The organism is Robertmurraya phoenicis (assembly GCF_047302285.1).
In the GTDB taxonomy this organism is placed as follows: domain Bacteria; phylum Bacillota; class Bacilli; order Bacillales; family Cytobacillaceae; genus Robertmurraya.
Genome location: NZ_CP154845.1, coordinates 386,957 through 399,082, shown reverse-complemented (window position 1 = coordinate 399,082; position 12,126 = coordinate 386,957). Strand labels below are relative to the sequence as shown.

Sequence of the window (12,126 nt, the reverse complement as noted above, 5' to 3'; positions counted from 1 at the left end):
CGATTAGATCACCTTCTTCCCGGTCTTCGCCTCGTAACGGATTTTCTCTTTTAATTTATTGATTCCATAGATTAGGGCTGCTGGGTTTGGTGGGCATCCTGGAATATAGACATCCACTGGAACGATTTGGTCAACCCCTTTAACGACTGAATAGGATTTCACATACGGTCCTCCAGCTGTCGCACAAGAGCCCATGGCAATAACCCATTTCGGTTCCGCCATTTGATCATATAAACGCCTTAAAATTGGAGCCATTTTCTTTGTCACGGTTCCAGAAACAATCATGACATCTGATTGGCGTGGAGAATTCCGATAAAAGGTTCCATAACGGTCCAAATCATAATGAGCACTACTTGACGCCATCATTTCGATGGCACAACAAGCAAGCCCGAATGTCATTGGCCACAATGAATTACTCCGAGCCCAGCCTTTTATTTGATCAAGTGATGCCACAAGAACTGATCGTCTTACCTCTTCCATTTCCTCTGGTGAGATGTTCTCTAGTCTTAAATCCATTTTAGCACCTTCTTCTTCCATGCATAGACAAGTCCGATAAGTAGCATAAATACGAAAATAAGCATTTCTATTAAAGCGAATATCCCGAGCTTTTCATAGGCAACTGCCCATGGATACAAAAAGACTGTTTCCACGTCAAAAATGACGAATAACAGGGCAAAAATATAGTAACGAACGTTAAATTGAATGAGCGAGTCATTAAATGGATCGTTACCACTTTCATATGTGGTGTATTTTGCATCCGAAGGAACACTTGGACGTAAAAGTTTTGCCAAAAACAGGGCCACCACTGGTAATAATACCCCGAGACATAGAAACACCACTACAATCAGATAGTTATTCTGATATAAGTTTAAAAGTTCCATACCCCTTCCCCTCCAAAGTCGTATAACTTTTCAAAACTTTTTAACTTGTAACCGAATTCATTATAACATTGTTACAAACTTGTGTCGATAAAGCCTGGAGACTTTTAAAATGACAATCTTCCATTTTTTTGATAGTAAAGATTTTCCAATGTTTTATCCTGAAAATACCTATATTTCCAATCTGTCCTCAGCCCTACTCTTCTATTAAAAGCTAGTTTATTGTTCTTGTCTGTGAGAATTGTCAATAATTGTTCACTATTTAACGAACTGTTTTCTTAGGATGATAGTGTGTGTTGAAATTTTCGATTGTGATTGACGGGATTTGGGGAAATTTGATGTTGTAGAGAGGTCTTCAGTTTTTTTCGGTTTTTTACAGGAAAATGTGTCATTTTTAGTGGGTTATGCTAGAGTTGTTGGATTTTTTGGAGCGATTGTCGATTTGTATTGCGTTTTGTTAGGGTTGGTGAGGTGTTTGTGGGAGAGTTTCGGGGGGATTGCGGGGGTTTTGCGGTTTATTGCGGGGGTTTTGCGGTTTATTGCGGGGGTTTTGGCAATGATTGCGGGGCTTTTGGTGTTAATTGCGGGGCTTTTGGCGATAATTGCGGGAGTTTCGGGGGTAATTGCGGATCTTCGTTATTTCTACAGATTCCGCTCCAAAATTTTCTATAAAATTTGTATTCTATCTTGGGATTGCGGAGCTTCCTTAAATAATTGTGCAAGTTATTGGACTAATTGCGTACCTTCCAAAGTTAATTGCGGTGCTTTCGTGAATGATTGCGCAGCTCTCGGAATTTATTGCGCATCAACTAATAACTGGTTGGAAGCTAGCTCAAGTAGCTTCCAACTATTTTCGCTAATTCCGCAAAAAAAACACCCTCCGGCTATTTATAACCGAAAGGTGTTTGGTAATTGATTATTTACCTGCAATCGTGATACGGTTGATGGCTCTTTGTAAGGCAAGTTCAGCACGTTTAAAATCAACATGTTCTTGCTTTTGTGCATGTAAACGTTGTTCTGCACGTTCTTTCGCTTTCATTGCACGTTCTACATCGATGTGATCCGAAACTTCAGCAGACTCTGCCAAGATCGATACTTGGTCAGGTCTTACTTCAAGTAAACCGCCACTGACTGCGATATACTTTGTATTTCCACCCGTGATTAAACGGACGGCTCCTATTTGTAACGGTGCAACCATTGGAATGTGTCCTGGTAAGATCCCAAGCTCACCGCTTAGAGCTTTTGTACTGACCATTTCCACTTCTGATTCATACACCGGGCCATCGGGAGTAACAACACTGACTTTAATCGTCTTCATTTTTTACCCTCCTGGTCCTAGTTTAGACCTCTACGCCCATTTTCTTCGCGTTCTCGATTACATCTTCAATGCGACCTACGAGACGGAATGCATCTTCTGGAAGGTGGTCCCATTTACCTTCAAGAATCTCTTTGAAACCTTTAACAGTTTCTTTAACAGGTACGTATGAACCTGGCTGTCCAGTGAACTGTTCAGCAACGTGGAAGTTTTGTGATAAGAATACTTGAATACGACGCGCACGAGATACAACAAGCTTATCTTCGTCAGAAAGCTCATCCATACCTAAGATAGCGATGATATCTTGTAATTCTCTATATTTTTGTAATGTTGATTGAACCTGACGAGCTACTTCATAGTGTTCTTCTCCAACAATTTCAGGTGACAATGCACGAGAAGTTGATGCAAGAGGATCCACTGCTGGGTAAATACCCATTTCAGAAAGCTTCCGCTCAAGGTTTGTTGTTGCATCTAAGTGAGCGAATGTTGTTGCTGGAGCCGGATCCGTATAGTCATCGGCAGGAACGTAAATCGCTTGGATAGATGTAACAGAACCAACGTTAGTTGATGTAATACGTTCTTGAAGTTTACCCATTTCAGTAGCAAGAGTTGGTTGGTAACCAACGGCTGAAGGCATACGTCCTAATAGGGCTGAAACTTCTGAACCTGCTTGTGTGAAACGGAAGATGTTATCCATGAAGAAAAGAACGTCTTGTCCTTGGTCATCACGGAAGAATTCAGCCATTGTCAAACCAGTTAAAGCAACACGCATACGTGCTCCTGGTGGCTCGTTCATCTGACCGAATACCATCGCTGTTTTCTTGATAACGCCTGAATCTGTCATTTCATGATAAAGGTCATTACCTTCACGAGTACGCTCACCTACACCAGCGAATACAGAGATACCGCCGTGCTCTTGAGCGATGTTATTGATTAACTCCTGGATTAAAACGGTTTTACCAACACCGGCACCACCGAATAGACCGATTTTACCACCCTTAATGTAAGGAGCAAGAAGGTCTACTACTTTAATTCCAGTTTCAAGAATTTCAACTTCTGTTGAAAGCTGTTCAAACTTAGGTGCTTCTCTATGGATTGAATCGCGACGAGCATCAGCAGGAAGTGGCGCATCAAGGTCGATGTTCTCACCAAGTACGTTGAATACACGTCCTAATGTTACGTCTCCAACAGGAACAGAGATTGGTGCACCAGTATCTGTTACTTCAGCTCCACGAGTTAAACCGTCAGTTGAAGCCATTGCAATAGTACGAACTGTATCATCACCTAAATGAAGGGCAACTTCAAGAGTTAAGTTGATGGCAACTGATTCGTTACGCGCTTCGTTAACGATTGTTAAAGCGTTATAGATTTCAGGTAGTTGTCCGCTAGCGAACTTTACGTCAACAACTGGACCCATAACTTGAACAACGCGTCCTTTGTTCATCTTTTTCCCTCCTAAAATGAAATGCGAAGGCGCCTTGCTTACCCCCGACAAGCATAAGACAAGCTGGCTAGAAGGTTGGTTTTTACCTTCTGGACGGATTGGCTTATGACCTCGAGGGGGTAGGCGCCGTAGCTAGACTATTTGAAATGCTGAAGGCGCTCGGTTATCCCCGACAAGCATAAGACGAGCCGACTGGAAGGTTGTTCTTTAACCTTCAAGACGGATTGGCTTATGACCTCGAGGGGATAGCGCCTGAAGCTAGACTAAATGAAATGCGGAGACGCCTCGTCCACCCCCGACAAGCACAAGACGAGCCGACTGGAAGGTTGTTCTTTAACCTTCAAGACGGATTGCCTTGTGACCTCGAGGGGGTAGGCGTCGCAGCTAGACTAAATGAAATGCTGAAGGCGCTCGTTTATCGGCGACAAGCACAAGACGAGCCGGCATGGAGGTTGTTCTTTAACCTCCGTGACGACCCCCTTATGACCTCGAGCCGATAGCGCCTGTAGCTAGACATCTCTAGCTATACAATGATTTTTTTATTCCAGCGCTGCAGCTCCACCAACAATTTCAGTAATTTCTTGGGTGATCGCTGCCTGTCTTGCGCGGTTGTAACTAAGACTATATGAATCAATAAGCTCTTTTGCATTATCGGTTGCATTTTTCATCGCTGTCATACGAGCTGCATGCTCTCCGGCCTTACTATCTAAAAGCGCTCCGAAAATGAGGCTCTCTGCATATTGAGGGAGAAGGACATCTAATATCTCCTCTGCGGATGGCTCAAATTCATAGGACATTGGCTTTTTAGAAGTAGCAATATCAGTGAGCGGAAGAAGTTTCTTCTCGACAACATCGTTTTGAATCGCACTGACAAAATGATTGTAGTACATGTACAATTCATCAAACGCACCGTCAGCATACATACCAATCGTTTTATTTACCGTATCTTTGACCTCGGCAAATGATGGTTGATCGGCGATTGCTGTTAAATCAAGGGCAATATTCATATCGCGCTTTCGGAAAAATTCACGTCCTACTTTACCAAGAGCGATGACCACATACTCATCCTTTGATTGATGGTTCTTTTGAATCGCGTTTAATGCTGCACGTAACACGTTACTATTGAACGCACCTGCAAGTCCACGCTCAGCCGTGATGACTAAGTATGCTGTTTTCTTAACAGGACGTTTGACCAGCATTGGATGGGATGCATCACTGCTACCAAGTGCAACGGATGCTGTAACCTCCTGGATTTTATCCATATAAGGCCCAAATGATTTCGCATTATTTTCAGCACGGCTAAAGTTAGATGCTGCAACCATTTCCATCGCTTTCGTGATTTGGCTTGTTTTCTTAGTAGAAGTGATTTTATTTTTTATATCGCGTAATGATGCCACTTACCTCTCACCACCTTATCAAGATTGTCCGGTTTAAAGCACCTTTAAAGGGTGCTCCAATTTCCTTTTTAGACGATATTACTCAGAAACTGCGAAAGATTTTTTGAATTCGTTAATCGCTGCCGCCATTTCTTCATCAGTTGGAAGCTCTTTCGTAGTAGCAATATGGTCTAACACATTCTTGTGATTGTGGTCTAACCATGAAAGGAATTCAGATTCGAAACGACGAATATCCTGTAATGGAATATCATCTAAGAAACCACGAGTTAACGCATATAGAATCGCAACTTGCTTTTCTACTTTTAGTGGCTTGTTCAGATCTTGCTTCAGAACCTCTACTGTACGTGCACCACGATTTAATTTCGCTTGTGTTGCTTTATCTAAGTCTGATCCGAACTGAGCAAATGCTTCAAGTTCACGGTATGATGCAAGGTCTAGACGTAATGTACCTGATACCTTTTTCATCGCTTTAATTTGCGCTGAACCACCAACACGTGATACAGAAAGACCTGGGTTAATCGCTGGACGTACGCCAGAGAAGAATAGATCAGATTGTAAGAAAATTTGTCCATCCGTGATGGAGATAACGTTTGTTGGAATATAAGCAGAAACGTCACCAGCTTGAGTTTCAATGAAAGGTAGAGCTGTGATTGAACCAGCACCCTTTGCATCACTAAGCTTAGCAGCACGCTCTAGTAAACGACTGTGTAAGTAGAATACATCCCCTGGATATGCTTCACGACCTGGAGGACGACGTAATAATAAGGAAAGCTCACGATAAGCGGATGCTTGCTTTGTTAAGTCATCATATACAACTAACACGTGTTTTCCTTGGAGCATGAATTCTTCAGCCATTGAAACCCCAGCATAAGGAGCTAGGTATAATAATGGAGCTGGTTGAGATGCAGCAGCAGTAACAACAATAGAATAATCCATTGCACCATTTTTACGTAAAGTTTCAACAAGTCCACGAACTGTTGATTCTTTTTGTCCGATTGCTACATAAATACAGATCATATCTTGATCTTTTTGGTTCAAGATTGTATCTATCGCAACAGATGTTTTACCAGTTTGACGGTCACCGATGATTAACTCACGTTGTCCACGTCCGATTGGCACAAGTGCGTCAATCGCTTTAATTCCCGTTTGAAGCGGCTCGTGTACAGATTTACGATCCATTACACCGAAAGCTGGGCTTTCAATTGGGCGAGATTTTGTCGTATTGATTGGTCCCATGCCATCCACTGGTTGACCGAGTGGGTTAACAACACGACCGATTAATTCTTCACCTACAGGAACCTCCATGATGCGGCCTGTACGACGAACTTCGTCCCCTTCACGGATTTCTGTGAAAGGTCCTAAAATGATGATACCGACGTTGTTTTCTTCAAGGTTTTGCGCCATACCCATAACGCCGTTTGAAAATTCAAGAAGCTCTCCAGCCATGACATTGTCGAGGCCATGAGCACGAGCGATACCGTCACCGACTGTGATAACCGTACCTACATCACTCACTTGAATTTCCGACTGATAGTTTTCAATTTGCTTTTTTATCAGCGCACTAATTTCTTCAGCATTGATGCTCATGAGTTTCACCCCTATCTACGAATAGAATGCGTCCATTGACGCAATTACTGTTCAATACCCTTAGGCTATTAACCTAATAGTTTGCGTTCTAAGCGCTCAAGTTTTCCACTTAAGCTGCCATCAAAAATACGATTACCAATGCGGATTTTGACTCCACCAAGTAGATTAGAATCCACAATATTAGTGATATTTAGAGAAGATTTGCCTACTTTTTTTGCAAAAGTTGAAGATAAAACTGCACGCTCGCTATCTGTTAAAAGACGTGTCGTGTAAACTGTTGCTTCAGCAATCCCTCTTACTTCATTTGCCAGTTGAATGAATTCATCAGCTACTGCTATGATGTCATCTTCACGATGGCGTTCGACTAATAGCATGAGTGTATTTAACACAAATGTATTTAACTTAGAAAATGCATGGTTTAAAATCTCTTTCTTCTTTTCAATTGGAAGCTTAGGAGATTTTAACACAGCTTGTAAATCGGCATTTTCTGCTACTACCTCTTTTACTACACGAAGCTCTGCTTCCATCTGGTCAAGAAGTTGATGTTCTTTGGAAAGCTGGAAAAGAGCTGTTGCATAGCGTTTTGCTACACTTGAGCTACTCATCTTTATCTCCCGCCTTCTTGAATGTATTCATTGATCAGCTTTTCTTGATCTTCAACAGACAGTTCTTTTTCAATTACTTTAGAAGCAATTAATACAGATAAAGAAGCGACTTGCTCACGAATTGCTGTAACAGCTTGTTCTTTTTGTTGTTCAATTTCAAGCTTAGCTGATTCTTTCATGCGTTCAGCTTCAGTACGGGCCAATGTGATAATTTCTTCACGTTGGAGATCCCCTTGCTTTTTCGCATTTTCAATTAAGCCTTGTGCTTCTGTACGCGCTTCCTTCAAAAGATTGCGCTGTTCTTCTAATATTTTCTTCGCTTCAGTACGACTTTGCTCAGCAGAATTTATTTCATTAGCAATATGATCTTCACGTTGTTTCATGATGCCCATTAACGGACCCCATGCAAACTTCTTTAGTAATGCTAATAAGATTAAGAACATGATAAGCTGGAATGCAATATCCCCGCTGTTAAATTTAGTCGCAGCGCCTAGAGCTATACTACTTGTTAATGTAAACACCCTCAGGTTCACTCCCTTCAAGAGTCGTTCAGTTCAATAAATCGTTGTATGCGATAAAAAATCGATAAAATTGACATAAAGGAATGGCGAAGCTACTCATTAAAAGATCTTCGCCATTTTAAACATATTTACTAATTAACCACCGATTACCATGAACGCGATAACAACCGCGATAATTGGAATCGCCTCTACTAATGCAACCCCGATGAACATTGTTGTTTGAAGCATACCACGTGCTTCTGGTTGACGAGCGATCCCCTCAACTGTACGAGATACGATAAGACCGTTACCAATACCAGCACCTAGTGCTGCTAAACCGATTGCGATTGCTGCTGCTATAAGACCCATTATAAAGTTCCTCCTTAAAATGTTTGAAAATTTGTATTTATAGTTTGTTCATTGAATGAACAAGTGTTTATATTAATGGTCTGAACTCACTTTGTGTGAGAGATAAACCATTGTTAACATACAGAAAATGAATGCTTGAATTGCGCCGACAAAGACTGAGAATCCTTGCCAAGCTAACATTGGAACAATTGCGGCTAATGTGCCAGCAAAATTTGTAGCAAGACTTCCAGCTAACAATGTTAGTAGGATTTCCCCCGCATAAATATTTCCGTAGAGACGAAGACCAAGCGTTAATGTGTTAGCAAACTCTTCAATAATCTTAATCGGAAACATAAACCAAAATGGTTTAAAAAACTCTTTTCCATATGATGAGAAGCCCTTGAGTTTAACCCCATAATAATGAGAGAGACCTACCACTAATGTTGCTAATGTTAAAGTAACAACCGGATCAGCGGTCGGTGATTTCCACCATAATGTGTGGTCATACACAATTGAGAATGGCAATCCCAACATATTTGATACAAAGATATACATAATGATCGTGATTCCTAATACGTGGAACCGTCCACCATCTTTCCAATCCATCGTGCTATTAATGATATTTTTTACAAAATCCATGACCCACTCGAAGAAGTTTTGCATTCCAGTTGGTTTCATGGCTAATCTTCTAGTAGAAAGAACAGCGATTAAAAACACGATAGCGCTGGCAACCGTTATCATAAGGACGTTTGCCAAGTTAAAGGTAATCGTTATACCACCGAATAATTCTAAGTCATACAATGGATTTTCATGATGCACAGTATTCACCTCTCTTCTCCGTTAATTACGTGAATGAATCGCTTGCTTAAGAAATTCTATCATAATGACAAAATAAGGCGTCATTAATCCCAAAATCACACTATACAGATGGAAAATATCAGAATATTTCACAGATATCATCACTGCCAAAACAGCGGTAGCCATTCGAGAAATCATCCCGAGAGAGCGAACCTTCTCTCCTCTAACGACGGCATCCCCAAACTTGTCCATCCTTTTTGCCAGTAACCACATATTAAAAAGCCCTAATGCAGTTCCAAGTATTAAACCTAAAAAAATAGTTTGATATGAAGTAAAGCCCCAGCCAAGAACGTAAATGGCTAACAAAAAAAATATGTATCTCTGTTGTCGACGATAGATTGTTTGTATTTCTGGCATCGTTGATTATTCTCCTGAAAAGAAATGTTGGATTAATCGTAGCATTGCGTATATACCTGCCGCTAGCCCTAGTAATAATCCAATAATTAAGAAAAGTGGCTCGGTACGCAATTGACCGTCTAGCCATCTTCCAAGAAAGATGCCAATCAACACAGAACCGACTAATTGAGAAAGAATCGCGGACATTAAGCCAAAAGCTTGAAACGGGTGGCGATTATTTTGTTTCATAATAACGCATCCTCTCTATTATAAAGAGAACGGTAGGAAGGCTGTTTGGTGACTTCATATTGATTCAAAAAAGGGCAAAAAGTTTTTTCTATGAACATGCTGAAAACCTTATCATTTATACCCTTTGTAAGCATACAATAGGGGCAATTTAATGTCAATGCGTTTATAGGGAAAAAAATCACACATCCAAGTACCAATTTTATACATGTTCACAAAATTTTCATAATTAATTTCTGTACCATATTGCATTCTTTTTCTCCCTTGTTCCACCTATCATTTTTCAATAAAAAGCGCGGTTTCGATCATATCTTCCTGACCTAATTTTTTCGCAAACACTTGCGCAAGGTACAAACCAGTTTCTGGCAACTTATCTGTTTTTAATTCCACCTTTAACAGTCCTCTTCCTACCTTTCTTTTTGCATCTAAAAAACCAATGAATTGATACGTATCTGGATCAAATAAGGCAATGCCAAACTCTTCCGCTCCACCTGGTAAATAGACTTCATATTGATAAGTCCCTTTCTTATCCCCAACACCAAAGTCAAAACCCATTACACGAGGATAATCCGGTTCTTCCAATACGTACAAATAAGGAATTTGGATTTGTTGGGTTCCAGCACGTAATTCTAGGTGACCATCATGGATTTTTTTCTTAAACAATTTTGGATCGACCATCATTTTAATTTCTACTTTCTTCTTCTCCTTCGGTTTGAGGGTAAAAGACAGGGGTAGATGCCATTCGATTCCCGGTTCATTCTTCGGAATTGTAAAAGAATAGTTAAGATTTTTGTCACTCACATTTTCAATGGTTACATATTTCGTATGCTCATGCTGCTTTTCTGCTAATTTGAATTTGCCAATCTGTAAGGATGCGGGAGTAACGAGAGATTGCGTTTTAACCGCTTGATCGAGTTGAATTCTTCCAGCTCCTTGTTCATACGTTCGATATGGTTGCCTTTTAGAATTGGTTAAAGGCTTGGCCGTGTTCATTAGAGCTGCTTTAATTTGTTCCGGGGTCCAATTTGGATGGGCTTGTTTTACGATTGCACTCGCTCCTGCTACATGAGGGGCAGCCATACTTGTCCCTTGCAGTGCTAAGTAGCCTCCTGGAATGGTACTCGTGATCGCTACTCCTGGCGCCACTACATCTGGCTTAATTTCCCATGTTGAGGTTACAGGACCACGGGAACTAAAGTCGGCGATTAAATCTTTTTCTTCTATTAAAGATGTTTTTGCATAAGTTCCGTTTTGGGTAAGCTTTTTTAACTTTTTGCCATCTTTTTTTGATATCGTTGTAACTGGAATGTCTACTTCACTTTCTAGATTCCCAATAAAACTCCCATTAATATGATTATAGATAATAACGGCCACCGCTCCTGCTTGATAGGCATTATAAGCTTTCTCTGTAAAAGTGATCTCACCTCTTTCAATGAGAGCGATCTTTCCTTTTACTGATGTTAACTCCTCGCTTTTCCCTAATCCACCAAAGGCTAATGGATAAGAACGATCGAGCTTCCATTCTTGTGAGCCTTGCATCGGTTCGAGTCTGATTTTGCCCGTGAGTCCGTCTACTTTTAAATAAGGAATTTGTAGTGGAGGCGTGGAGGCACCAACTGAAATGGCATTGGCTGCGGTTCCTGGAGATCCGACTGTCCACATATTGGGACCAGAATTCCCAGACGATGTCACAGGGACAATCCCTTTTTCCGCTGCTTTATTTAAAGCGAGACTAATCGGCAAATCTGGTCCATTAATTTCATTTCCAAGTGATAGATTGAGAACATCCACCTTGTCTTTAATCGCTTCTTCAATCGCTGCTAATACTTGCTCGGTCGTTCCAGATCCGCCCGGACCGAGCGCTCGATAGGCGATAACCTGTGCATCAGGTGCGACTCCATTAATTCTTCCATTGGCCGCGATAATTCCCGCTACATGTGTACCATGAAGGGTCATCGGTCCATCTGCACTTTCAGATTCCATCGGATCATCGTCCTCATCGACGAGATCATGTCCACTCTTATAACTCCTGCTCAGGTCGGGGTGGTGATAATCTATGCCTGTATCAATGACTCCGACGGTTATTCCTTTTCCCGTCAGTCTCTTTTTGTTTTGGTCGAACACTCCTCGAACGGTTTGTCCCCCAATAATATCAATATTCTCAAGTTGAGCTTTATATGTTTTGACAGGAGAAACTAGGTCGACTTTGTTTGATTCGGCTAGCTTTTCTAGTGATGCTACGGTTCCTTTTGCAGAAAAGCCGTTCAGGGCATGCTTGAAGACATGTCTTAGTTCTAGATCGGGATACTGGTGGATGATGTTGCGAATGTCTTTCTCCGTCATTTCTTCTGGAACGGTGACAATGGCTACTCTTTCTGTTTGTGCTGACTCCTTTGGAATCGGAGGGTGCTGGAGATTTTGTGCGTTCGTTGTTGACGTTACGGGGAAAAGGAAAATTAGTAGGAGTAGAATGAGTTTTTTCATGAAAACACCCTCTTTTTCACTAGAATGTTCTGAATGGAGGTGGAGTATGCATGGGATGGTGGGTTTTCCGTTGTTGTGTCGGAGCGTTTTAGCTGACCTTTTAGTTGGATTGCGGGTGTTTCGAGGTT

14 protein-coding genes are annotated in these 12,126 nt (G+C 41.3%); 1 reads left to right on the top strand and 13 read right to left on the bottom strand.

Translation table 11 applies throughout. The annotated features are described in order from the left end of the window. Positions 1-3 precede the first annotated feature (3 nt). Together AA0X71_RS01855 and AA0X71_RS01850 are read right to left on the bottom strand one after the other, a co-directional pair. Entirely contained in the window at positions 4-480 is a 477-nt protein-coding gene (locus AA0X71_RS01855) for a NuoB/complex I 20 kDa subunit family protein (protein ID WP_392397248.1), read from the bottom strand. Positions 481-506: 26 nt separating this feature from the next. Next, positions 507-881 carry an NADH-quinone oxidoreductase subunit A gene (locus AA0X71_RS01850; protein ID WP_019153953.1) on the bottom strand — a complete coding sequence of 125 codons (375 nt, stop codon included), beginning with the start codon at positions 879-881 and terminating at the stop codon, positions 507-509. Positions 882-1,203: 322 nt separating this feature from the next. On the opposite strand from AA0X71_RS01850, the gene AA0X71_RS01845 reads away from it, so the two are divergent. Continuing rightward, positions 1,204-1,794, top strand: a complete 591-nt coding sequence (locus AA0X71_RS01845; protein ID WP_413358537.1) for a hypothetical protein — start codon at positions 1,204-1,206, stop codon at positions 1,792-1,794. Here AA0X71_RS01845 and AA0X71_RS01840 read toward each other — a convergent pair whose 3' ends face one another. The 11 genes from AA0X71_RS01840 to AA0X71_RS01790 form a co-directional block, all read right to left on the bottom strand. Next, complete coding sequence (locus AA0X71_RS01840; RefSeq protein WP_413358535.1) at positions 1,795-2,196, bottom strand: F0F1 ATP synthase subunit epsilon; 402 nt, start codon at positions 2,194-2,196, stop codon at positions 1,795-1,797. 22 nt (positions 2,197-2,218) lie between these two features. Continuing rightward, positions 2,219-3,637, bottom strand: a complete 1,419-nt coding sequence (gene atpD, locus AA0X71_RS01835; protein WP_413358533.1) for a F0F1 ATP synthase subunit beta — start codon at positions 3,635-3,637, stop codon at positions 2,219-2,221. 539 nt (positions 3,638-4,176) lie between these two features. Beyond that, positions 4,177-5,034: an ATP synthase F1 subunit gamma gene (atpG, locus tag AA0X71_RS01830; protein WP_413358530.1), complete on the bottom strand. Its 858-nt coding sequence runs from the start codon at positions 5,032-5,034 to the stop codon at positions 4,177-4,179. A gap of 78 nt (positions 5,035-5,112) precedes the next feature. Beyond that, positions 5,113-6,621 (bottom strand): F0F1 ATP synthase subunit alpha, encoded by a 1,509-nt coding sequence (gene atpA / locus AA0X71_RS01825; RefSeq protein ID WP_413358528.1) that lies wholly within the window; start codon positions 6,619-6,621, stop codon positions 5,113-5,115. Between the two features lie 68 nt (positions 6,622-6,689). Continuing rightward, positions 6,690-7,226, bottom strand: a complete 537-nt coding sequence (locus AA0X71_RS01820; RefSeq protein ID WP_413358526.1) for a F0F1 ATP synthase subunit delta — start codon at positions 7,224-7,226, stop codon at positions 6,690-6,692. Between the two features lie 2 nt (positions 7,227-7,228). After that, on the bottom strand, positions 7,229-7,747 hold the full coding sequence (gene atpF, locus AA0X71_RS01815; RefSeq protein WP_413358523.1) for a F0F1 ATP synthase subunit B: 519 nt from the start codon (positions 7,745-7,747) through the stop codon (positions 7,229-7,231). A 135-nt stretch (positions 7,748-7,882) separates the two neighbouring features. Continuing rightward, the gene (gene atpE, locus AA0X71_RS01810) at positions 7,883-8,095 is read right to left on the bottom strand and encodes a F0F1 ATP synthase subunit C (RefSeq protein WP_019153961.1); all 213 of its coding nucleotides are present in this window, start codon (positions 8,093-8,095) and stop codon (positions 7,883-7,885) included. A 72-nt stretch (positions 8,096-8,167) separates the two neighbouring features. Continuing rightward, positions 8,168-8,893: a F0F1 ATP synthase subunit A gene (gene atpB / locus AA0X71_RS01805; protein WP_413362440.1), complete on the bottom strand. Its 726-nt coding sequence runs from the start codon at positions 8,891-8,893 to the stop codon at positions 8,168-8,170. A 21-nt stretch (positions 8,894-8,914) separates the two neighbouring features. Continuing rightward, positions 8,915-9,289, bottom strand: a complete 375-nt coding sequence (locus AA0X71_RS01800) for an ATP synthase subunit I (RefSeq protein ID WP_413358520.1) — start codon at positions 9,287-9,289, stop codon at positions 8,915-8,917. Positions 9,290-9,295: 6 nt separating this feature from the next. Then, positions 9,296-9,517 carry an AtpZ/AtpI family protein gene (locus tag AA0X71_RS01795; protein ID WP_413358518.1) on the bottom strand — a complete coding sequence of 74 codons (222 nt, stop codon included), beginning with the start codon at positions 9,515-9,517 and terminating at the stop codon, positions 9,296-9,298. Between the two features lie 273 nt (positions 9,518-9,790). Next, positions 9,791-11,998, bottom strand: a complete 2,208-nt coding sequence (locus AA0X71_RS01790) for a S8 family serine peptidase (protein ID WP_413358516.1) — start codon at positions 11,996-11,998, stop codon at positions 9,791-9,793. Positions 11,999-12,126 lie beyond the last annotated feature (128 nt).

Coding starts and splice junctions, on each gene's coding strand:
- atpE (WP_019153961.1), bottom strand. CDS start 8,095: ATGGGTCTTATAGCAGCAGCAATCGCAATCGGTTTAGCAGCACTAGGT.
- AA0X71_RS01790 (WP_413358516.1), bottom strand. CDS start 11,998: ATGAAAAAACTCATTCTACTCCTACTAATTTTCCTTTTCCCCGTAACG.
- atpA (WP_413358528.1), bottom strand. CDS start 6,621: ATGAGCATCAATGCTGAAGAAATTAGTGCGCTGATAAAAAAGCAAATT.
- AA0X71_RS01840 (WP_413358535.1), bottom strand. CDS start 2,196: ATGAAGACGATTAAAGTCAGTGTTGTTACTCCCGATGGCCCGGTGTAT.
- AA0X71_RS01850 (WP_019153953.1), bottom strand. CDS start 881: ATGGAACTTTTAAACTTATATCAGAATAACTATCTGATTGTAGTGGTG.
- atpD (WP_413358533.1), bottom strand. CDS start 3,637: ATGAACAAAGGACGCGTTGTTCAAGTTATGGGTCCAGTTGTTGACGTA.
- AA0X71_RS01800 (WP_413358520.1), bottom strand. CDS start 9,289: ATGCCAGAAATACAAACAATCTATCGTCGACAACAGAGATACATATTT.
- AA0X71_RS01820 (WP_413358526.1), bottom strand. CDS start 7,226: ATGAGTAGCTCAAGTGTAGCAAAACGCTATGCAACAGCTCTTTTCCAG.
- AA0X71_RS01795 (WP_413358518.1), bottom strand. CDS start 9,517: ATGAAACAAAATAATCGCCACCCGTTTCAAGCTTTTGGCTTAATGTCC.
- AA0X71_RS01855 (WP_392397248.1), bottom strand. CDS start 480: ATGGAAGAGGTAAGACGATCAGTTCTTGTGGCATCACTTGATCAAATA.